General features: G+C 73.1%; 8 protein-coding genes and 1 pseudogene. 6 read left to right on the forward strand and 3 right to left on the reverse strand.

The features are described 5' to 3' along the window. Nucleotides 1-81: 81 nt before the first annotated feature. From CYQ11_RS03435 to CYQ11_RS03460, 6 genes are all read left to right on the forward strand, one after another. A complete protein-coding gene (locus CYQ11_RS03435; protein WP_448323619.1) occupies nucleotides 82-1,710 on the forward strand; it encodes a flavin monoamine oxidase family protein in 1,629 nt (542 codons plus the stop codon). 601 nt (nucleotides 1,711-2,311) lie between these two features. Further along, nucleotides 2,312-2,965 (forward strand): thioesterase II family protein, encoded by a 654-nt coding sequence (locus CYQ11_RS03440; RefSeq protein WP_240003373.1) that lies wholly within the window; start codon nucleotides 2,312-2,314, stop codon nucleotides 2,963-2,965. A gap of 134 nt (nucleotides 2,966-3,099) precedes the next feature. Beyond that, a complete protein-coding gene (locus CYQ11_RS03445; RefSeq protein WP_099199026.1) occupies nucleotides 3,100-4,503 on the forward strand; it encodes a class I adenylate-forming enzyme family protein in 1,404 nt (467 codons plus the stop codon). 94 nt (nucleotides 4,504-4,597) lie between these two features. Continuing rightward, complete coding sequence (locus tag CYQ11_RS03450; RefSeq protein ID WP_099199027.1) at nucleotides 4,598-5,512, forward strand: ACP S-malonyltransferase; 915 nt, start codon at nucleotides 4,598-4,600, stop codon at nucleotides 5,510-5,512. Nucleotides 5,513-5,570: 58 nt separating this feature from the next. Then, nucleotides 5,571-6,836 (forward strand): sensor histidine kinase, encoded by a 1,266-nt coding sequence (locus tag CYQ11_RS03455; RefSeq protein ID WP_181143560.1) that lies wholly within the window; start codon nucleotides 5,571-5,573, stop codon nucleotides 6,834-6,836. Between the two features lie 333 nt (nucleotides 6,837-7,169). Continuing rightward, nucleotides 7,170-8,711 (forward strand): glycosyltransferase family 39 protein, encoded by a 1,542-nt coding sequence (locus tag CYQ11_RS03460; protein ID WP_181143561.1) that lies wholly within the window; start codon nucleotides 7,170-7,172, stop codon nucleotides 8,709-8,711. Between the two features lie 72 nt (nucleotides 8,712-8,783). Here CYQ11_RS03460 and CYQ11_RS03465 read toward each other — a convergent pair whose 3' ends face one another. The 3 genes and pseudogenes from CYQ11_RS03465 to CYQ11_RS03470 all read right to left on the reverse strand — a co-directional run. Continuing rightward, nucleotides 8,784-10,046 carry a cytochrome P450 gene (locus tag CYQ11_RS03465; RefSeq protein WP_099199030.1) on the reverse strand — a complete coding sequence of 421 codons (1,263 nt, stop codon included), beginning with the start codon at nucleotides 10,044-10,046 and terminating at the stop codon, nucleotides 8,784-8,786. A 107-nt stretch (nucleotides 10,047-10,153) separates the two neighbouring features. Further along, nucleotides 10,154-10,954 (reverse strand): thioesterase domain-containing protein, encoded by an 801-nt coding sequence (locus CYQ11_RS30960; RefSeq protein WP_450246463.1) that lies wholly within the window; start codon nucleotides 10,952-10,954, stop codon nucleotides 10,154-10,156. Between the two features lie 93 nt (nucleotides 10,955-11,047). After that, nucleotides 11,048-23,485, reverse strand: a pseudogene (locus tag CYQ11_RS03470) (SDR family NAD(P)-dependent oxidoreductase); the annotation flags it as partial. Between the last annotated feature and the right edge of the window lie 11 nt (nucleotides 23,486-23,496).

Genomic DNA, 23,496 nt, shown 5'->3' on the forward strand with positions numbered 1-23,496 from the left:
GCAGTCGGATTCCGTGCCAGCGTCTCCTACCCGGCCTTAGGGGTTTTGCAGATGACGTCAGTCAGCCCGGCTCCGACGACGATGCTTGTACCGGACTTTCCCTTCGCCTATGACCGCTGGTTGAGTCATCCGGCCGGTCTGGGAATGCTGCCCGAAGGCCGGGCCGGTACGCCGGTGGCCGTCGTCGGCGGCGGGATGGCCGGGGTGACGGCCGCGTACGAGCTGATGCGGCTGGGGCTGCGGCCGGTGGTGTACGAGGCCGAGCGGCTCGGCGGCCGGATGCGCTCGGAGCCCTTTCCCGGCGCCCCCGGTTATGTCGCCGATATGGGAGCGATGCGCTTTCCCCTCTCCGCACGGGCGTTGTTCCACTACATCGACATGCTGGGGCTCGCCACCCGGCCGTTCCCGAACCCGCTCTCGCCCGCGACGCCGGGCACGCTCATCGATCTGAACGGGCAGCGGGAGTGGGCGCGGGCGTCCGAGGACCTTCCGGAGGTGTTCCAGGAGGTTTCGGAGGCGTGGGACAAGACCCTGCATGAGCGGGCCGAATTGGCGACGCTGCGCGGCGCCATCCGGGAACGGGACGTCAAGACGCTCAAGGCGGTCTGGAACAGGCTGGTCGAGATCTTCGACGACCAGTCGTTCTACGGCTTTCTGGCGACGAGCCCCGCATTCAGTTCGTTCCGGCACCGGGAGCTCTTCGGCCAGGTCGGTTTCGGTACGGGCGGCTGGGACACCGACTTCCCCAATTCGGTGCTGGAGATCCTGCGGGTGGTGGCGACCGAGGCGGACGACCACCAGATGTCCCTGGTCGGCGGCGCCGAGCAGCTGCCGCGCGGACTGTGGGAGCACCGGCCCGGCATCCTCGCCCACTGGCCGGCGGGCACCTCCCTGGCCTCGCTGCACGGCGGGACGCCCCGCCCGGCGGTGACCGCGATCCGGCGGGACGGCGAGGGCTTCACCGTCGAGGACGCCGACGGCGAGGTCCGCACGTACCCGGCCGTGGTGTACACGCCGCACGTGTGGACGCTGCTGAACCGCGTCAGCTGCTCCCCCGACCTGCTGCCGGTCAAGCTCTGGACGGCCGTCGAGCGCACCCACTACATGGGCGCGTCGAAGCTGTTCGTGCTGACGGACCGGCCCTTCTGGCGCGACGTGGAGCCGGGCAGCGGCCGGGAGGCGATGGGCATGACCCTCACCGACCGGCTGGCGCGCGGGGTGTACCTCTTCGACGACGGCCCGGACCGGCCCGGGGTGATGTGCCTGTCGTACACCTGGAACGACGACTCGTTGAAGGTGGCGACCCTGTCGGCGCAGGAGCGACTGAAGGTGCTGCTCGCGCGGCTGGGCGAGATCTATCCGGACGTGAACATCGCCTCGCACATCGTCGGCGACCCGGTGACCATCACCTGGGAGACCGAGCCCCATTTCATGGGCGCGTTCAAGTCGAACCTTCCCGGCCAGTACCGTTACCAGCGGCGGTTGTTCACGCACTTCATGCAGGACGACCTGGATCCCTCGCACCGGGGCCTGTTCCTGTGCGGCGACGACGTCTCCTGGACCGCCGGCTTCGCCGAGGGCGCGGTGTCCACGGCGCTGAACGCCGTGTGGGGCGTGGTCCGGCACCTCGGCGGCGCGTCGGCGCCGCACAACCCCGGCCCCGGCGACCTGTTCCACGCGCTCGCTCCGGTCGAACTGCCCGATTCCTGACCCGTCTCCGCCCCTTTCCCGCCACCACAGGTGCCCCGGTCCTCCCCCGGTCGCCGCTGCCCGGACCCGGGCGGCCGGGCGGCCGTCCGTGCCCGCGTCCGCCGGCCCCCGGGGCCCCGCGGACGCGGGCTCGTTCGCGTTGTCCCTTTTCCCCGCGGCCGGCACGGGACCCGAAAGCTGCGCGGTTTGTCTTCCGACTTCTTCTTTATCCCGGACAAAAGATTGCGCTCGCGGCATCCGGATCGCCACAATCAATCACTTCGGGAATTGGCGCAGAAATATGCGCGGTGGCTGAGAGTGTTGCGCGGGAGTAGCCGTAGAGAAGCCGCCCGGGGTAGTATCCGCAACCACTTCGGTTAGCCATGCCCCGGGACCTTCACCCCGCCGCGGAACCGCGTGTTCACTTCAGGAGCCGCCATATCCGGTACGCCTCATCGGCGACTGCCGACCTCGGTGCGGCGGAACATTTCCCATCCGAAACAGCGGTTCCGGTGTCTTTTTCTCCGCCTGAGACTCAGCCGACGGGTGCCACCAGCGAAAGGACGTGACGATGTCATCGGCCTCTGTCGATGTCGAGTTTATCAGGATTAATCAGCTTCACGTGCCGAGTACGTTCAGGCTGGCATGCTTCCCGCACGTCGTCGGCTCGTCCGCCCCCTTCCTGCTCCTGTCGGAGCTTCTGCTGCCGACGGTCGAGGTCGTGGCGCTGCGCTATCCCGATACGGGCGGGAACTGCCCCGTTCCGCGCATCGCCGATCCCGAGGTCCTGGCCGACAGCGCCTTCGAGACGCTGGTGAAGTGCACGGACCGGCCCCTGGCGCTCTTCGGTCACCGGATCGGGGCCCACATCGCCTACCGCGTGGCGCAGCGGCTGGAACACGAGGCCGGAACCATACCGACCACCCTGTTCGTATCGGGCCAGGAGCCTCCTCCGCGGGCCCCCGGGGAGGCCGCCGCCCGGCCCGCCCTGAGCTGCCCCGTCGTCGCGCTCGCCGGAAGCCGGGGCGGCCGTCCGGTGCCCGCCGGCGCCGAGGAGTGGAAGCGGTGTACCGACGGCCGGTTCGGTCTGGAGGTCTTCCCCGGTGAGGCCGACTATTTCCGCTCCGGCGGGCGTCAGCTGGTGAATCTCATCCACGACCAGCTCATCTCCCTGCCCGGGCGACGGGAGAAGACAAGGGATCATAGGGGGCCGGATAAGGGTTCCATACCCGCCCCCCGGCTTCCACACTCGTTCCGGGTGAGGGACGTGCCCTGACCCGACGCCTGGGCGGTTGACGCCGGTTTTCCCTATGCGGTCCCGCCCCGAGTGAGACCGCTCCTTCGCACCTTATGGGATCGATTGCGCGGCGCACCGCTCACGTCCGGCACGAGGAAGGAAGCGTGCGACCAATGAGCGCGAAGATCTTTGCCCGTGACGCGGTGCGGACCCTGCCCGAATTCGAGCGTGACGCCCTTCTCGTCGCGCAGGTGCTCCGCGAGCGCGGTGTGGGCCCCGGTGACCGCGTCACGCTCAAGGCCGGCAACTCCGCCGCATGGGTGGCCTCGTTGCTCGCACTGATGCACATAGGCGCGTCGGTCGTGCTGGTCGACCAGCAGGAGCACCTTGAGGAGACCCGCCGGATCATCCTGCGCACGGGCACCAAGCTGGTCCTGTGCGACGAGGACGCACCCCTCGACGACGAGCAGGAGGCCATCCACGTCTACGAGCTCCTGGTCGCCGCGGCCGGCCGCGTCCCGACCGAGGAGCGGTTGTCCTTCGACGCCTGGCGCGAGCGCCCGGACGGGCTGATCATGTGGACGTCCGGCTCGACCGGCTCGCCCAAGGGCGTGGTCAAGTCCGGCGGGAAGTTCCTCAAGAACCTCGAACGCAACGCCGACCAGGTGGGGCACCGCGAGGACGACGTCCTGTTGCCCCTGCTGCCGTTCGCCCACCAGTACGGCCTGTCCATGGTGCTCATCGCCTGGATCAGGCAGTGCTCGCTGGTCATCGCGCCGTACCGGCGCCTGGACCACTCCCTGCTGATGGCCGCCCAGTCCGGCGCGACCGTCATCGACGCGACGCCCGCCAGCTACCGCAGCATGCTCAACCTCGTCACCCGCAAGCCGAGCCTGCGTCCCGCCCTGGCGGACGCGCGGATGTTCTGCGTCGGCGCGGCGCCCCTGGACACCCCGCTGGTCGACCAGTACATCCAGGAGTTCGGCATGCCGCTGCTGGACAGCTACGGCAGCACGGAGCTGGGCAACATCGCGTTCGCGACGCTCGACAACCCGGTGGCCTGCGGCCAGGTGATGGACGGCATCCGGCTGCGGGTCGTCGACGACGAGGGCCGGGACGTCGCCGCCGGCCAGGCGGGTGAGCTGGAGGTCGACACCCCCGACGGCATGGAGGGGCAACTGGCCGAGGACGGTTCCCTCGTGCCCACGCCGGCCGGCTGGCAGCGCACCGGCGACCTGGGCTACCTCGACGCGGTCGGCAACCTCTACGTGCTGGGCCGCAAGTACGCGGTCCACCGCATGGGGTACACGCTCTACCCGGAGCTGATCGAGCGGTCGGTGGCCGCCAAGGGCTGTTCCGCCAGGATCGTGGCCCTGCCCGACGAGCGGCGCGGAGCCCAGCTGGTGTTCTTCGTCGAGGACGGCGAGGGACTCGGGGTGGCCCACTGGCGCGACCGGCTGCGCGAGATGCTCGCGGCCTACGAGCGGCCGGACCGGGTGCTGGTGCTCGACCGCTTCCCGCTCAACCGCAACGGAAAGCCGGACAAGCGCCAGCTGGAGCGGCTCGCGGCCGAGTGAGCCACCCCCCGCGGCGCGCGGGCCGGCACGGCAGGGGCGGGCAGGGGACGCTAGGGGTATGTTCCCCACCCGGCCGGTCAATAGCATTTCCGCCATGACCACCGCGATCGTCTTCCCCGGCATGGGGCCGTCACGGTTCGCCGACGCGGGCCGCTTCATGCTGCTCAACCCCTACGCCAGGAAGCGGCTCGCCGTGGCCGACGAGGTGCTCGGCTACCGGGTGGCCGAGCGCTTCCGCGAAAGCGGCGCCGACTACTCCGAGTTCGCCCAGGTGGCTTTCCTGGTCAACTGTCTGGCACTCGCCGACTGGGCCGCCGACGCGCAGGGCGAGGAACCCTCCGTGTGCGTCGGCCCCAGCTTCGGCCAGAAGGCGGCCACCGCCTACGCGGGCTCCCTGTCCTACGAGGACACGCTCCTGATGACCGCCGCGATGGCGCGGTGCGAGGAGGAGTACTTCCGCGAGCACCACCAGGACGTGGTGACCCACTCTTTCACCCGGCTCCCCGCGGACCGCCTCGCCGAGGCCCTGTCCGAACTGGACGAGCGGGGCGAGTGGTACGAGTTCTCCGGCTACCTCGACGACGGCTTCCACCTGCTGTCCCTGCGGGAGGGACGCCTCGACTGGTTCAAGAAGCGGATCAGCGAGCTGGGCGGCTACTCCATGTACTCGATGCGCCCGCCGGTGCACGCCAAGTCCTTCGCCGGGCTGCGGGAGCTGGTGGAGCGCGAGGTGCTGAGCCGGTTCACCGTCGCCGCGCCGCGGATCCCCCTCGTGGCCGACCAGGACGGCACCGTCCTGGACTCCGCCGAGGGCGTCCGCACCATGCTGCTCGACACCTTCGACCGGCCCATCGACTGGCCCGCCATCGTCACCTCCCTCGACGGCCTCGGAGTGAAGAAGCTGCTGTTCTCGGGGGCCGACAACCTCTTCCGCAGGCTGGACCGCACCAAGCGCGCCTTCGAGGTCGTCGCCCTCAGCCCGAAGACCGCCGTCGCGGCCCGCCGCTGAACACGGGGCGCCGGAGCCGGAGGTGGGGCCGGTGGGGCGCATGACTAACATGACCAGGGTGGAGCAGCCTGACTGGACCCTGTGGCGCGCACGCGCCGTCGACCTCACGCTTTGCCTCGTCGTCCTGACGGCGCTCGTCGCGATCCTCAGGTCGACCGAGTCCACCATCGACTGGGTCGCGCCCGGGCTCCAGGCCCTCGCCGCGGTGTCGCTGCTCTTCCGCCGCACGGCACCGCTGCCCGTCCTGGTGCTGATGCTGTTCGCCGCCATGCCGATGTTCGTCGAGGGCGTGCTGCCCGGAACGCTGCCCGAGGTGGACCGCGCCGGGGTGTGGGTGCCGCTGGCGGCGCCGTTCGCCTGCTACAGCGTCATGGTCTACGGCACGGAGCTGGTGCCCGCCTGGACGTTCACCGCGGTGCTCACCCTCATCGCGACCCGGCCGTGGTCACCCGAGGTCGCCATCATCGCCCCGGGTCTCCTGCTGACCGCGGTGCCCGCGCTGGCCGGCATGTACGTGCGGGCCCAGCGCCGGCTGACCGACGCGCTCAGGGACCGCGCCGAGCGGGCCGAGCGGGAACAGCACCTGCTCGCCGAGCAGGCCAGGGCCGAGGAGCGGGCGAACCTGGCGGTGGAGATGCACGACATCCTCACGCACCGCGTGAGCCTGATGGTCCTGCACGCCGGGGCGCTGCGGCTGAGCACCGCCGAGGATTCGACGCGGGCCGCGGCCGAGGAGCTGCGCGCGGCGGGCTGTCAGGCGCTGGAGGAGCTGCGCGAGTTCGTCGGCGTGCTGCGGTCGCCGTCCACGCCGGCCGACGAGGAGGAGGCCGGTGACGACGAAGAGACGCCGGACGGCCTGCCGCTGGTCGGCGGGGGCGACGGCGAGGAGGCCTCCGGCGAGCCGCCGGCCCGCGACCTGGCGCAGCTGGTGGCCGAGTCGGAGGCGGCCGGCATGCGCATCGAGCTCGTCGAGAGCGGCAACCGGCTGGTGGCCTCCCCCGTGATCGGCCGCACCGCCTACCGCGTCGTCCAGGAGGCGTTGGCGAACGCCATCAAGCACGCCCCGGGCGCCCCGGTCCGGGTGCACGTCCGCTACGCCTCGGACCGGCTGCACCTGACGATCCGCAACGAGGAGCCCGAGCACGGCCCCGCCCTGGAGCTGAGCCGCAGCGGTTCCGGTGTCGGGCTGACGGGACTGCGCCAGCGCGTCGGGCTGGTCGGGGGCGAACTCCGGGCGGGCCCGCACCCGGACGGCGGCTTCGAGGTCGACGCCGAACTCCCCGTGTTCGTACCGGCCGCCGGCGATCTGCGCCGGGGCCGCTGAGAACCGGCCGGTACGACCAAAGGCGCCGCCCTTCCCCGAAATCCGGCCCAAAGAATCGCCCCGCCGCCGATGGTTTTGGGCCACCCCTGTCTTTGGACAGGGGTCGGCGTCCCTGAGCAGGCACGATGCCGACGGCTCCCCGGACCCGTCCGCAGCCCCGGCCCGGCCCGCGAGCCCCGTGACGGCCCCGTGGGGCCCGGCCCGCGATCACCCCTCGTTTACGCCCGGCACCCCGTGGTAGCTGGACGGAAGCCCCATCCACGCACCGGCCGCCCGACCACCCCGGCCGGCGGGTGCGCATGTCCACGGGCTTTGACGAGAAAGAGGAAGCCGGTGACCAGCACAATCTCCGTCACGACGCAGCGCCCGGGGCGCCTGCCGGACGCACCGCCCCCGTTGGCGCGCAAACCGGTCCTGACGATCGCCGCCGCACTGGGCGTCGTCCTCCTGCTGACCAGCGGCCGCTACGGCTACTTCGGCGACGAGCTGTACTTCCTGGGGGCCGGCAAGCACCTCGACTGGAGCTTCGCCGACCAGCCGCCGCTGCTGCCGGCGATGGCCCACCTCATGGACGCACTCTTCCCGAACCAGGTCATGGGGCTGCGGCTGCCCGCGACGGTGGCCGTCGCCCTCGGCACCCTGCCGGCCGCCCTCCTGGCCCGGGAGTTCGGCGGGGCCCGGCGGGCCCAGGTGCTCTCCTCCGCCGCGTACGCGGTCTCGCTGTACACCCTGTGGACGGGTCATCTGCTGGCCACGTCCACCTTCGACCTGGTCCTGTGGATGCTGGTCAGCTGGCTGGTGGTGCGCTGGGTCCGGCTGCACCACGAGGGCGTGCGGGCCGACCGCCTGCTGTTCCTCGCCGGCCTGGCCACGGCCGTCGACCTTCAGGTGAAGTACCTGATCCCCGTGTTCTGGGCGGTGCTCGCGGTCAGCGTCCTGCTGACCGGTCCGCGTGCGCTGCTGACCCGGCCGCTGCTGTGGGCGGGCGCCGCCGTCGCCGTCGCCGTGTCCGTGCCGGCGCTGGTGTGGCAGGCGCGGCACGGCTGGCCGCAGCTGGCGATGGGCGGGGTCATCTCGTCGGCCAACCAGCAGAGCGGGGCGCTGCTGAGCAGGCTCGCGATCGTGCCGTACGTGCTGGTGCTGGCCGGGCTCCTCACCGGCGCCGTGCTGTTGTGCTACGGACTGTGGTGCCTGCTGCGGGTGCCGCGGCTGCGGCCCTACCGCTTCGTCGCGTGGACGGCGCTCGGTGTGCTGCTGGTCTTCGTGGTCATGGCGGGGCGGCCGTACTACGTGGCGGGCCTGTTCTCCCCGCTGTGGGCGGCCGCCGCGGCCGAGCTGGAGCGGCGGGAGCCCGCGAAGTGGTGGCGCTGGGCGGCCACGGCGCCCGCGTTCGTGGTCACCGGTCTGCTGTCGGTGGCGCTCGCCCTGCCGGTGCTGCCGGTCTCCGCCGTGGACCCCACCGACGGTCTGATGAGCAACCCGGGCAGCGTGGGCTGGCCGAACCTGGTGAGCAAGGTCGCCGACGCCTACCGGCGGCTGCCCGCCGGCCAGCAGCGCACCACCGTGGCCATGGGCGAGGCCTACTGGCAGGGCGGAGCGCTCGACCACTACGCGCGGCAGTACAAGCTGCCGCCGGTCTACAGCGCCAACCGCGGCTACTGGTACTTCGGGCCGCCGCCCGCGGACACCACGACGGTTCTCCACGTGACGGCGTTCCCCGAACGGCTGCGCGCGTTCTTCGACGAGGTCCGGCCGGCCGCGTCCGTGCACAACCCGCACGGCATCCCGGTGCTCAACAGCGAGCTGGGCGTGTACGTCTGCGAACGGCCGAAGCTGCCCTGGCCCCAGCTGTGGGACAAGATGAAGAGCATGTAGCCGACCGTCCGGGGCGCCGGTCTTCCGGCCGCCCCGGACAGCCGGCCCGGGCGTCACACCTCGGCCCGTACGTCAGCTCACGGCGACCGGGAAGGTGTGCACGCCGCTGATGACGGGGGAGCTGCGGCGGCGCTGGGGGCCGTTGGCCCGGAGCTTCGGCATCCGCTCCGCCAGCACGCGCATCGCCACGTCGCCCTCCATCCGCGCCAGGGGGGCGCCGATGCAGTAGTGGATGCCCCCGGAGAAGGACAGGTGCTCCGGCTCGCCCTCGCGCGTGATGTCGAAGCGGTCCGGGTCCCGGTAGACCTCGGGGTCGTGGTTGGCGGCGCCGACCAGCACGACCAGGGCCTGGTCCGCCTTGATCTGCTGACCGGCGAACTCGACCTCCTCGTGCGGGATGCGGGTGGCCTGGAGCGCCGGCGAGTCGTAGCGGAGGGTCTCCTCCACGAGCTTGGGTCCGAGCTCGGGGTTCTCGCGGAACATCTCCCACTGCTCGGGGTGCTCGAGCAGGGCCAGGGTGGCGTTGCCGATGAGGTTGGTGGTGGTCTCGAACCCGGTCACCGCGAGCACCGCGCACAGCGCCAGCAGCTCGTGCTCGGTGACCTTGTCCTCGCCGTGCGCGGCGACCAGCACACTGACCAGGTCGTCGGCCGGCTCGGCCCGCCGCGCCTCGATCAGCTCGGCGAACAGCTGCAGGTAGGCACCGTGCGCGTCCTTGAACTCTCGGGCCATCTCCAGGGACTTCACCCCGTCGATGATCGAGCCGATGACCCGGCCGTGCCGGTAGAAGCGGTCGTACTCGCTCTCGGGGACGCCGAGCATCTCGCCGATGACGGCGAGGGGCAACGGGCCCGCGTAGTCGCGGATCAGGTCGAACTCGCCCCGCGCCTCGGCCTTATCGAGCAGCTCGTTGCACACCCGCTCGACCCCGACCCGGTAGGCCTCGATCTTCCTGGGCGTGAAGGCCGGCTGGGCCAGCCGGCGCAGCCGCGTGTGGTCCGGCGGGTCGAGGTTGAGGATGGAGCCGTCCCAGCCGACCTTCTCCATCAGCTCCATGCCCGGCGCCTTGCCGTTGGTGTGGCAGATGTGCAGCCGGCGGTCGCGCAGGACCTGGGTGCCCAGGGTGTGGCTGGTGATGACCAGCGCGTTGCCCTTGCTCTGGTAGAGCGGGCCGCCCGCGCGGATGGCGTCGTAGATCGGACGCGGATCCTCGACACCGAGCAGGAGGTCGATGAACGGGTCGCCCTTCATGAGCGCCTTCATCAGCGGGCGGCCGAACTTCAGCTGCGCGCCGAACAGGAGGTCCCCGAACATCGACCCTGTCACCGTGGACATGGCGGCTCCCCAGAGATCGTTGTTGCCTGCTGCTCATTGAACTCCGGGAAGGCGGCGGGCCAGTACCCCTAGGCGCCCCTAGAGGTACCGGCCCGTCCGTGCCGGGATCAGCCGATGCCGCGCAGCCACTCGTCGATGGCCGTCGCCGTGGTCGCGGCGTGCTCCCGGGTCATGGTCCAGTGGTCACCGGGCACGTCGACCTTGTCGTGCCGGAACTCCCAGTCGGTCTTCCAGTCGTAGTCCTCGTTCCACTCCACGAACGGGTCCGAGGCGCGCACGAGCAGGGTGCGGCCGCTGATCTCGCCCGGCGGCATCCAGTTCATCTTGCAGTAGCGGCCCATGGCGGTGAGCCAGGCCTCGCCCCAGATGTCGTCGCCGCTCTCGCCGAAGGCGCTGGTCTGGTCCTCCACGACGCTGTGCAGGATCTTCGGACCGAAGTGCTTGAAGATCGCCTCGTTGCGCGTGTACGTGTCGAGCAGGACGACCGCCGCGGGCGGGACGCCGATGCTCTCCAGGTAGTGGCCGACGTAGTAGGCCACCGCACCGCCGGAGGACAGTCCGGCCAGTGCGAACGGCGCTCCGTCGGTGTGCCGCATGATGCTCTCGGCGTGCATCTTCACCGCGGCCTCCAGGTTCGCCGGCAGCGGTTCGCCGGTGAGGAAGCCGGGCTGGAACACGGCGGAGACGTCGCGCTTGCCCCTGAACCCCGCGGCGAGCGCGGCGTAGTCGTACGGTCCCGACTTGCCGACGAACGCGGGCAGGAAGATCAGGCTCGGCGTGGCGTCGCCTCGGCACAGCCGCACCGGGGTCGGCACCCGCTCCACCTCGGACGGTTCGTCGAAGGTCTCGCGGAAGTCGGCGGCCGAATCGAGGACGTTGATGAAGTCGTCGATCCTGCCGACCGCCACGGCCTGCTCGAAGAGCGCGTTGAGCGTGCCGGTGGTCTGCTTCGGCGCGGCGGCGGTCGCGGTGGCCTGGGGGGCGACCTCCGTGGTTCCGGTCAGTTCCGCGGCCAGATGGCCGGCGAGCACGACCGGGGTCGGGTGGTCGAACACGAGCGTCGCGGGCAGCCGCAGGCCGGTGGCCGCGGTGAGCCGGTTGCGCAGCTCCACCGAGGTGAGCGAGTCGAAGCCGGACTCCATGAACGGCCGCTCGGGGTCGACCTCCTGCGGTCCGGCGTGGCCGAGCACCATGGCGACGTGGTTGCGCACCAGGCCGAGCAGGTGGTCGACGCGCTGGGCGTCGGGCAGCCCGGCGAGCTGCCGCAGCAGACCGGCGGCGTCGGCCTCGCCCGTGGAGCCGTCCGCCGCGCGCCGCGTCTGGGCCCGCACCAGGCCGCGCAGCAGCGCGGGCACGGTGCCGGACTTCGGCGTGGTGGTGTCGATGTCGATGGGCACGAGGACGGGCTCGTCGACATCGGTGGCCGCGTCGAACAGGGCCAGACCGTGCTCGGCCGACAGGGCGGCGCCGAGCTTGTTCATGCGCTGGACGTTGGTGTCGTCCAGGTGTCCGGTCATGGCGCTGCGCTGGGCCCACAGGCCCCACGCCAGCGACTGGCCGGGCAGGCCCTGGGCGCGGCGGTGCTGGGCGAGGGCGTCGAGGAACGCGTTGGCGGCCGCGTAGTTGCCCTGGCCCGGGCCGCCGAACGTGGCGGCGGCCGAGGAGAACACCACGAACATCGCCAGGTCGAGGTCCCGCGTCAGCTCGTGCAGGTTCGTCGCCGCGTCGACCTTGGGCCGGAAGACCCCGTCGATCCGCTCGGGGGTCAGCGAGGAGATCACGCCGTCGTCGAGGACGCCCGCGGTGTGCACCACACCCGTCAACGGCCGCTCCAGGGAACCCAGTACGCCCGCCAGGGCGTCCCGGTCGGCGACGTCGCACGCCGCGAACCGCACCTGCGCGCCCAGCTCGGCCAGCTCGGCCTCCAGCTCCGCCGCACCCTCGGCCTCCGCGCCACGACGCGACACCAGCAGCAGGTGACGCACACCGCGCTCGGCCACCAGGTGACGGGCGACCAGCCCACCGAGGGTGCCGGTGGCGCCGGTGAGCAGCACCGTGCCCTCGGGGTCCAGCTCACGCGGCATGGTGAGGGCCACCTTGCCGACGTGCTTGGCCTGGCTGATGAAACGGAACGCCTCACGCGCCCGCCGCACGTCCCACGCCTTGACCGGCAGCGGCTCCAGCGCGCCCTGCTCGAACAGGCCGAGCAGTTCCGCCAGGAGCACCTTGGTGCGCTCCGGTCCGGATTCGGCGAGGTCGAACGGACGGTACTCGACGCCCGCGTGCTGTGCGGCCACCACGCCCGCCTGGCGGATGTCGGTCTTGCCCATCTCCAGGAACCAGCCGCCACGCGGCAGCAGGCGCAGCGAGGCGTCGACGAACTCGCCGGCCAGCGAGTTCAGTACGACGTCCACGCCCTCACCGCCGGTGACGGCGAGGAACTTCTCCTCGAACTCCACGTCTCGTGAGGACGCGATGTGGTCGTCGTCGAGGCCGAGGGAGCGCAGGACGTCCCACTTGCCGTGGCTGGCGGTCGCGAAGACCTCGGCGCCGAAGTGCCGGGCCAGCTGGATGGCGGCCATGCCGACACCACCGGCACCGGCGTGCACCAGCACCCGCTGCCCCGCGCCCAGGCCCGCCAGGTCCCGCAGGCCGTACAGCGCCGTCAGGAACACGATCGGCGCGGCGGCCGCCTGCTCGAACGACCAGCCCTGCGGTACGCGTGCCAGGACGCGGCTGTCCACCACGGCGACCGGGCCGAAACTGTGGCCCGCCATGCCGAAGACCTTGTCGCCCACGGCCAGGTCCGTCACGCCGGGGCCGGTCTCGGTGACGACGCCCGCGGCCTCACTGCCGAGGATCGCGTCGCCCGGGTACATGCCCAGGGCGATCAGCACGTCACGGAAGTTGATGCCCGCCGCACGCACGCTGATGCGCACCTCGCCGTCGGCCAGCGGTGCCAGTGCCTCGGGCCGTGCCACGAGGCCCAGGTTCTCCAGCGTGCCCTTGCCGACGGAGTCCACGCACCATGCCTGCTCGCCCACGGGCGGCACGAGTCCGGCACGGGAGCCGAGCCGGGCCAGGCGGGGTGCGAGGGGCTTGCCGGCGCGGACGGCGAGTTGCGGCTCGCCGAGGCCGGTCACCAGCGGCACCGCGAGGGTGCCGGGGTCGGTGCCCGGGTCGAGGTCGAGGAGCAGGATCCGGTCGGGGTTCTCCGACTGGGCCGAGCGCAGCAGGCCCCAGACGGCGGCGCCGCCGAGGTCGGGGCCGTGCCCGGCCGCACCGGCCGTGACCGCGCCGCGGGTCACGACGAGCAGCCGGGAGGTCTCCAGGCTCTCGTCGGCCAGCCAGCCCTGCAGCAGTTCCAGCATCCGGTGGGTCTGCTCCCGGGGCGTGGCCCCGGCCGGGCAGGAGACCAGGACCACGTCGGGCGCCGTGCCCGTGGACTTGACCGCCGCCGCCAGCGCGGGCAGGTCCTCGTGGGTCTCCACGAGGGTGCCGGCCTCGGCCAGGGCACCGCCGATGCCGAAGTCGTCGGCGCCCAGGAGGACCCAGTCGCCGACGGCGCCGGGCGCGTCGGGGGCCTGGACGGGGGTCCAGTCGACGAGGAACAGCGAGGCGTTGACCCGGTCCTGGCGCGCGTCGGCGACGGCGCCGGCGGTGAACGGGCGGAAGGCCAGGGACTCCACGACGGCGACCGGCGCGCCGGTGCCGTCGGCGACGGAGAGTTCCACGCCGTTGGCCCCGGTGGGCGCGACCCGCACCCTCAGCGTCGAGGCGCCGGTGGCGTGCAGGGACACCCCCGACCAGGCGAAGGGCAGGCCGGCCTGGCCGTCGTCCTCGCCGCCGGTCAGCCCGGCGGCGTGCAGGGCCGCGTCGAGCAGGGCGGGGTGCAGGCCGAAGGTGCCGGCGGACTCCCGCTGGGCCTCGGGCAGGGCGACCTCGGCGAAGACCTCGTCGCCGCGCCGCCAGGCGGCGCGCAGGCCCTGGAAGGCGGGCCCGTAGGCGAGCCCGGCCTCGGCGAGGCCGGTGTAGAGGCCGGTGGTGTCGACGGCGGTGGCGTCGGCGGGCGGCCACGCCTCGAAGGCGAACGCGGGCTCGGCGGAGCCGGGGGCCAGCAGGCCGCTGGCGTTGCGGAGCCACGGCTCGTCGCCGGCCGCGTCCTCGGGCCGGGAGTGGACCGACAGGGCCCGCCGGCCGCTGTCGTCGGCCTCGGCGACGACGACGCGCAGCCGCACGCCGCCCTTCTCGGGCAGGACCAGGGGGGCTTCCAGCATCAGTTCGTCGATGCGGTCGCAGCCCACCCGGTCGCCGGCCAGGACGGCCAGCTCGACGAACGCGGTGCCGGGCACCAGGGCCAGGCCGGAGACGACGTGGTCGGCGAGCCAGGGGTGGGTGCGCCGCGAGAGCAGCCCGGTGAACAGCACTCCCCCGCCGTCGGGCAGCTCGGTGGCCGCGGCGAGCAGCGGGTGGTGGGCGGCGTCGAGGCCGGCCGAGGAGACGTCGCCCGCGCCCTGGCCCGCCGGGGCGAGCCAGAACGACCGGCGCTGGAAGGCGTAGGTCGGCAGCTCCACCCGGCGGTGCCGGCGGCCGGCGAAGGCCGCGGTCAGGTCGACCGGCACGCCGTGGACGTGCAGGCGGGCGACCGCGGTGGCCAGTGACAGCGGTTCGGCGCGGCCGGCGCGCAGGGCGGGCACGAACAGCGCGTCGGCCGCGTCGGGCAGGCAGTCCTGGCCGAGGCCCGTCAGCACGCCGTCGGGGCCGAGTTCGAGGTAGGTGGTCACGCCCTGCTCGGCCAGCCGGTGCATGCCGTCGAGGAAGCGGACGGCCTGGCGGACGTGGCGCACCCAGTAGTCGGCGGAGGCGACGTCCTCGACGCGGCCGGTCACGTTGGAGACGACCGGGATCTGCGGGGCGTTGAAAGTGAGCCCCTCGGCCACGCGGGCGAAGTCGGCCAGCATCGGCTCCATGCGCGGCGAGTGGAAGGCGTGGCTGACCCGCAGCCGCTTGACCTTGCGGCCCTGGGCGCGCCAGTGGTCGGCCACCTCCTCGGCCGCGGCCTCGTCGCCGGCGATCACCGTGGAGGTGGGGCCGTTGACGGCGGCGACGCTCAGCTGGTGCTCACGCCCGAAGAGCGTCGGCAGCACCTCGTCCTCGGATGCCTGGAGGGCGATCATCACGCCGCCCGTGGGGAGGGCCTGCATCAGGCGGCCACGGGCGGCGACGAGTGCGGCCGCGTCGGCGAGCGAGAGCACTCCCGCCACGTGGGCGGCGCTCAGCTCGCCGATGGAGTGGCCCATGAGGTAGTGCGGCTTGACGCCGTGGGCCTCGACGAGCCGGAACAGGGCGACCTCGACGGCGAAGAGGGCGGCCTGGGTGAAGTCGGTGCGGTGCAGCAGCTCGGCCTCGGCCGTGCCGTCCGCAGCGAAGAGGACCTCCTTGAGGGGGCGTTCGAGGTGCTGGTCGAGCTCGGCGCAGGCCGCGTCGAGGGCGTCGGCGAACACCGGGAACGCGGCGTGCAGCTCGCGGCCCATGGCGGCGCGCTGGCTGCCCTGGCCGGTGAACAGCACGGCGAGCTTGCCCGCGGTACGCGGTTCCGCCGTCACCGCGTGGGGTGCCTGCGTGCCCTCGGCGAGGGCGGCCAGGCCGCTCAGGAGTTCCTCGGTGTCGTGTCCGACGACGGCGGCACGGTGCTCCAGGACGGACCGGGTGGTCGCCAGGGCGTGGCCGATGCCGGCGGCGTCGGCGCCGGGCAGCGCGGCCAGGTGCCGGTGCAGCCGCTCGGCCTGTGCCGCGAGGGCCTGCGGGGTACGGGCGGACAGCACCCACGGCACCGGCGCGAGGGCCGGCCCGCTCTCGGCGGGGCCCTCCGGCTCCTCGGCGGCCGGGGCGGCTTCGAGGATGGCGTGGGCGTTGGTGCCGCTGACGCCGAAGGCCGACACCGCGGCGCGGTACGGGCGGCCGGACTGCGGCCACGCGGTGGGGGCGGTCAGCAGCGAGACGGCGCCGGAGGACCAGTCGACCTCGGGGGTCGGCTCGTCGGCGTGCAGGGTGCGCGGCAGCACGCCGTGCCGCATCGCCATCACCATCTTGATCACGCCGGCGATGCCCGCGGCGGCCTGCGCGTGGCCGATGTTGGACTTCACCGAGCCGAGCCACAGGGGCCGGTCCTCGGGCCGGTCCTGGCCGTAGGTGGCCAGCAGGGCCTGCGCCTCGATCGGGTCGCCGAGGGTGGTGCCGGTGCCGTGGGCCTCGACGACGTCGACGTCGCCGGGCACCAGCCGGGCGTTGGCCAGGGCCTGGCGGATGACGCGCTGCTGGGAGGGCCCGTTGGGAGCGGTCAGACCGTTGGAGGCACCGTCCTGGTTGACGGCCGAGCCGCGGAAGACCGCGAGGACCTGGTGGCCGTTGCGGCGGGCGTCCGACAGCCGCTCGACGAGGACGAGACCGACGCCCTCGGCCCAGCCGGTGCCGTCGGCACCCGCGCCGAAGGCCTTGCAGCGGCCGTCCCGCGAGAGGCCGCCCTGGCGGTCGAACTCGGTGAAGATGCCGGGCGACGACATGACGGTGACACCGCCGGCGAGGGCCATCGTGCACTCGCCGTTGCGGATCGCCTGCGCCGCCAGATGGAGGGCCACGAGCGAGGAGGAGCAGGCCGTGTCGACCGTGACCGCCGGGCCCTCCAGTCCGAAGGTGTAGGCGATGCGGCCGGACACCACACTGGTGGTGGTGCCCGTCATCACATAGCCCTCGACGCCCTCGGGGAGCTGCTGGTGGCCGGTGCCGTAGCCGGACGACGAGGCGCCCGCGAAGACGCCCGTCAGGGTGCCGCGCATGGCGGCCGGGTCGATGCCGGCCCGCTCGAACACCTCCCACGCGGCCTCCAGGAGGAGCCGCTGCTGCGGGTCCATGGCCAGCGCCTCGCGCGGCGAGATGCCGAAGAACCCGGCGTCGAAGTGGGAGACGTCGCGGACGTAGCCGCCGCGGCCCCCGGCCACGTCGTCGGCGGCGGGCCAGCCACGGTCGTCCGGGGAGTCCGACACCGCGTCGCCGCCCGCGGCCACGAGCCGCCACAGGTCGTCGGGCGACTCGACGCCGCCCGGGTAGCGGCAGCTCATGCCCACGATGACGATCGGGTCGTCGGCCGCCGACGTGCCGTGGCCGGTGACGGGGTGCGCGGCGGACGGCTCGGCCGCCACCACGCCGAGCGCCTCGTCGCGCAGGAAGCGCGCGAGGACGTTCGGCGTCGGGTGGTCGAACACCAGGGTGGCGGGCAGCCGCAGCCCCGTCACGGCGTTGAGCTGGTTGCGCAGCTCGACGGAGGTGAGCGAGTCGAAGCCCAGCTCCTGGAAGGTGCGCTCCGGCGCGACGTCGTCGGACGAGGGGTAGCCGAGCACGGTGGCCACGTGGCCGCGGACGAGGCCGACGAGGACCTCGAGCTGGTCGTCCTCGGAGAGCCCGGCGAGCTTGCGCGTCAGCTCCGAGGCGCCGTCGCCGGCCGCCGCGTTGGAGGCCGTGCGCCGCGCCGGGGTCCGCACGAGGCCGCGCAGCAGGGCGGGCAGGCCCTCGGCGGGCAGCGCGGCGGTGTCGATCTTCATCGGCACGAGCACCGCCGCGTCCACGGTGGTGGCGGTGTCGAACAGGGCGGCGCCCTCCGCGGAGGTATGCGCGCCGAAGCCGCCGCGGTTCATCCGGGCGAGGTCGGCCTCGCCCAGGTCGCCGGTCATGGCGCTGCGCTGGGCCCACATGCCCCAGGCCAGGGCCTGGCCGGGCAGGCCGAGCGCCCGGCGGTGCTGGGCGAGCGCGTCGAGGAACGCGTTGGCGGCCGCGTAGTTGCCCTGGCCCGCGCTGCCCACGGTGGCGGCGGCCGAGGAGAACAGCACAAACATCGCCAGGTCGAGGTCGCGGGTCAGCTCGTGCAGGTTGAGGGCAGCGTCGACCTTGGGCCGGAACACCCCGTCGATCCGCTCGGGGGTGAGCGAGGAGATGACACCGTCGTCGAGCACACCGGCGGTGTGGACGACTCCGGTCAGCGGCCGCTCCAGCGACCCCAGGACGCCCGCCAGCGCCTCACGGTCGGCCACGTCGCACGCGGCGAACCGCACCTCGGCGCCCAGCTCCGTCAGCTCGGCCTCCAGCTCCGCCGCACCCTCGGCGTCCGCGCCACGACGCGACAGCAGCACCAGGTGACGCACACCGCGCTCCGCGACGAGGTGGCGGGCCATGACGCCGCCCAGGGTGCCGGTGGCGCCGGTGAGCAGCACCGTACCCTCGGGGTCCAGTTCGCGCGGCATGGTGAGGGCCACCTTGCCGACGTGCTTGGCCTGGCTGATGAAACGGAACGCCTCGCGGGCTCGGCGCACGTCCCACGTCTTGAGGGGCAGGGCCGTCAACGCGCCCTGCTCGAAGAGCCCGAGGAGGTCCACGAGCAGCGTCTGCGTGTGCTCGGGGCCTGCCTCGTAGAGGTCGAACGCCCGGTAGCGCAGGCCGGGCACGGCCGCGGCGACGGCTTCCGCGTCGCGGATGTCGGTCTTGCCCATCTCCAGGAACCAGCCGCCACGGGGCAGGAGGCGCAGGGAGGCGTCGACGAATTCGCCGGCCAGCGAGTTCAGTACGACGTCGACGCCCTCACCGCCGGTGACGGCGAGGAACTTCTCCTCGAACTCCAGGTCTCGTGAGGAGGCGATGTGGTCGTCGTCGAGGCCGAGGGAGCGCAGGACGTCCCACTTGCCCTCGCTCGCCGTCGCGAACACCTCGGCACCCAGGTGCCGGGCCAACTGGACGGCGGCCATGCCGACACCACCGGCACCGGCATGCACCAGCACCCGCTGCCCCGCGCCCAGGCCCGCCAGGTCCCGCAGGCCGAACAGCGCCGTCAGGAACACGATCGGCGTCGACGCGGCCCGCTCGAACGACCAGCCCTCGGGCATGCGGATCAGGTGGCGATGGTCGGTGACGGTCTCGGTGGCGAACGTCTTGCCCGCCATGCCCATCACGCGGTCGCCGACCGCGAGTCCGGTCACCTCGGTGCCGGTCTCGACGACCACACCGGCGGCCTCGGCGCCCATCACGGTCGCCCCCGGGTACATGCCCAGGGCGATGAGGACGTCGCGGAAGTTCACGCCGGCCGCACGGACGGCGACGCGCACCTCCTCCGGGGCCAGCGGCGCCCGCTCGGCGGCCTCGCTCAGGACGAGGCCTTCGAGGGTGCCGCCGCCCAGGGTGTCGAGCACCCACGGACCGGCCGGGGGAACGAGACCGCTGCCCGTGGCGGTGCGCGCCAGGCGCGGCGCGTAGGCCTTGCCGTCGCGCAGGGCCAGCTGGGGTTCGCCGGTGGCGAGGGCGGCGGGGAGGGCCTCGGCGGAGGCCGCCTCGGCGTCCAGGTCGGCCAGCACGATGCGGCCGGGGTTCTCCGACTGCGCCGAACGCACCAGACCCCACACCGCGGCACCGGCCAGATCCGTGACGTCGGCGTCGGCGGCCGCGTCGGTGGTGACGGCGCCGCGTGTCAGGACGACCAGGTGGGAGTCGGCGAGCCGCTCGTCGGCGAGCCAGTCCCGGAGGAAGGCGAGCACGCCGTGGGTCGCGGCGCGGGCGGCTTCGGCGGCGGGCACGCCCGCCTCGGGGGCGGCCACGGGCAGCAGGACGACCTCGGTGTCGTCGGCCAGCCCGGCGAGGTCGGCGTGCACCGACACGTCGACGCCGGCGGCGGCCAGGCCACCGCGCACGGCCAGCGCGTCCGTACCGGCCAGGGCCCACGGGCGCTCGGTGACGCCCGCAGCGTCGGCGGCCGGCAGAGCGGTCCAGTCGATGCGGTACAGCGAGTCGGTGCGCGATCCGGCGACCGGGGTCAGCCGGTCGGCGGTGACGCGGCGGAAGACCAGCGAGTCGATCGAGGCGACGGGTGCGCCGGAGGCGTCGGCGACGGAGAGCTCGACGCCGTCGGAGCCGGCGGCGGCCAGGCGGACCCGCAGGGCGGACGCGCCGGTGGCGTACAGCGAGACGCCGCTCCACGCGAAGGGCAGGCCGCCGCGGTCGAGTTCGGCGAGGCCGACGGCGTGCAGGGCCGAGTCGAGCAGGGCCGGGTGCAGGGCGAAGCGGCCGGCCTCCCGGTGCTGGTCCTCGGGCACGGCGACCTCGGCGAAGATCTCCTCACCGCGCCGCCAGGCCGCGCGCAGGCCCTGGAAGACCGGGCCGTAGCCGTAGCCGAGGTCGGTGAGGCGCTCGTAGAGCCCGTCGGCGTCCAGCGGCTCGGCGTCCGCGGGCGGCCACTGGGCCAGGTCGAACGCGGGCCGGCGTCCGTCGGCGGCGAGCAGGCCGCCGGCGTTGCGGGTCCACGGCTGGTCGGCCGGGGCGTCCTCGGCGCGCGAGTGGACCGACAGCGTCCGCCGGCCGGACGCGTCGGCCGCGCCCACGGTGAGCTGGATGTGGACGCCGCCGGTCTCGGACAGCACGAGCGGTGCCTCGATGGTGAGGTCCTCGACCCGGTCGCAGCCGACCTCGTCGCCGGCGCGCACGGCCAGCTCGACGAAGGCGGTGCCGGGGACGAGCACCGCGCCGGAGATGCGGTGGTCGGCGAGCCAGGGGTGGCTCTGGAGGGAAAGGCGCCCGGTCATGAGCACGCCGTCGCCGTCGGCCAGCGTCACGGCGGCACCCAGCAGGGGGTGGTCGGTGGTGCCCTGACCGATCGACGCGACGTCGCCGACGTGGTGACGGCCGTGGTCGAGCCAGTACCGCTCGCGCTGGAAGGCGTAGGTGGGGAGGTCGACGGGCTGGGCGTCGTGGCCGGTGAAGAACGCGGCCCAGTCGACCCGGCTCCCGGTGGTGTGGAGGCGGCCGAGGGCGGTGACCAGGGCCTCGGGCTCGGGGCGGTCCTTGCGGAGGGCGGCGATGAGGGCGGGCTCGTCGGAGAGGGACTCCTGGGCCATGCCGGACAGGACGCCGTCGGGGCCGAGTTCGAGGAACGCGGAGACGCCCTGGCCTTCCAGCCACCGGACGCCCTCGCTGAAGCGGACGGCGCCGCGGACGTGACGGACCCAGTAGTCGGCGGAGGCGACGTCCTCGGTCTGACCGGTGAGGTTGGAGACGACGGGGATGCGGGGCTGCTCGTAGGCCAGGCCCTCGGCGACGCGGCGGAAGTCGTCGAGCATCGCGTCCATGTGCGGCGAGTGGAAGGCGTGGCTCACGCGCAGGCGGCGGGTCTTGTGACCGGCCTGGGCGAACGTCTCACCCAGCTCCACGACCACGTCTTCGTCACCGGCGATGACAACGGACGACGGGCCGTTGACGGCGGCGATGGAGACCTGGGCCTCGCGCCCCTCCAGATGGGCGGCGACAGTCGCTTCGTCCGCGCCGACGGCCAGCATGGCGCCACCGGTGGGCAGCGCCTGCATCAAGCGGCCGCGCGCGGCAACCAGCGTCGCCGCGTCCGCCAGGGACAGCACACCCGCCACATGCGCGGCGGCAAGCTCACCGATGGAGTGACCGGTCACATAGTCCGGACGCACGCCCCACGATTCGACGAGCCGGTAGAGCGCCACTTCAAGGGCGAACAGGCCGGGCTGCGTGTAGCCGGTCTGGTCCAGCTCCTCCCCCGCCTCGAACATCACCTCACGCAGCGGACGGTCCAGCACCCGGTCGAACTCGGCACACACCGCGTCCAACGCCTCGGCGAACACCGGGAAGGTCTCGTACAGCTCCCGGCCCATGCCCGCACGCTGCGAACCCTGACCCGAGAACAGCACCGCGAGCTGGCCGGTGTCCCGTGCCAGACCGCTGACCACGCCGGAGGCCGGCGTGCCCTCGGCGACGGCTGCCAGGCCGCGCAGCAGGGCGTCGCGGTCGTCGCCGACGACCACCGCGCGGTGCTCAAGCGCCGTGCGCGTCGTGGCCAGGGAGAAAGCCACGTCCAGGGGGGAGCTGTCGGCGGCGAGCGCGTCCAGCAGGCGCTGGGCCTGCGCCTTGAGGGCCGCCGCGGACTTCGCTGAAAGCAGCCACGGCACCACGCCGGCCGGCCGGGCCGGTGCCGCCGTGGCGGGGGCGGGCTCCTCGGCCTCGGGGGCCTGCTCGATGATGACGTGGGCGTTGGTGCCGCTGACGCCGAACGAGGAGACACCCGCACGGCGCGGACGGCCGCTCTCGGGCCACGGGCGCGCCTCGGTGAGCAGTTCCACCTCACCGGCCGACCAGTCGACCTGCGAGGTCGGCCGGTCGATGTGGAGGGTCTGGGGCAGCACGCCGTGCTGCATCGCCATGACCATCTTGATGAGGCCGGAGACACCGGCCGCCTGCTGGCTGTGCCCGATGTTCGACTTCACGGAACCCAGCCACAGGGGCCGGCCCTCGGGGCGGTCCTGGCCGTAGGTGGCGATCAGCGCCTGCGCCTCGATGGGGTCGCCGAGCTTTGTGCCCGTGCCGTGGGCCTCCACGGCGTCCACGTCGGCCGGGGAGAGCCGGGCGCTGGTGAGCGCGTCACGGATGACGCGCTGCTGGGCCGGGCCGTTGGGGGCCGTGAGGCCGTTCGACGCGCCGTCCTGGTTGACCGCGGAGCCGCGCACGACCGCCAGCACCTTGTGGCCGTTGCGGCGGGCGTCGGACAGCTTCTCCAGGACGAGCAGGCCGACGCCCTCCGACCAGCCGGTGCCGTCGGCGGAGTCCGCGAAGGCCTTGCAGCGGCCGTTGCCGGCCAGGCCGCCCTGGCGGCTGAACTCGGCGAAGACGCCCGGCAGCACCATCACGGTGACACCGGCCGCCAGCGCCATCGAGCACTCGTCGCGGCGCAGCGCCTGCACGGCGAGGTGCAGGGCCACCAGGGACGACGAGCACGCCGTGTCGACCGTGACCGCCGGGCCCTCCAGGCCCAGCGCGTAGGAGACGCGGCCGGACACCACACTCGTCGAGCTGCCCGTCATCAGGTAACCCTCGACGCCCTCCGGCAGTTCGGAGAGGCCGAGGCCGTAAGCGGAGGAGGAGGCACCGGCGAAGACGCCGGTGCGGCTGCCCCGCATCGACGCCGGGTCGATGCCGGCTCGTTCGAGGCCTTCCCAGGCGGCCTCCAGCAGCATGCGCTGCTGCGGGTCCATGGCCAGCGCCTCGCGGGGGCTGATCTCGAAGAACCCGGCGTCGAACGTGGTGGCGTCGTGGACGAATCCGCCGACGGGCGACGCGTCCTCGTCCCCGCCGGACGCGATGCCCCAGCCGCGGTCGGCGGGGAAGGGCGTCATGGCGTCGCCGCCCTCGGCGACCAGCTGCCACAGCTGTTCCGGGGACTCGATGCCGCCGGGGAACCGGCAGCTCATGCCGACGATGGCGATCGGCTCCTGCTCCGCGTCCTGCACCTCGGCCAGGCGCTGACGGGTCTTTTGAAGATCGGCGGTGACCCGCTTGAGGTAATCGAAAAGCTTGTCGTTGTCGGCGTTGTCGGCCATGGAAGTCCCCACCGGTCTAGTGC

Origin of the sequence: Streptomyces cinnamoneus (assembly GCF_002939475.1) — a bacterium.
Lineage (GTDB): Bacteria > Actinomycetota > Actinomycetes > Streptomycetales > Streptomycetaceae > Streptomyces > Streptomyces cinnamoneus_A.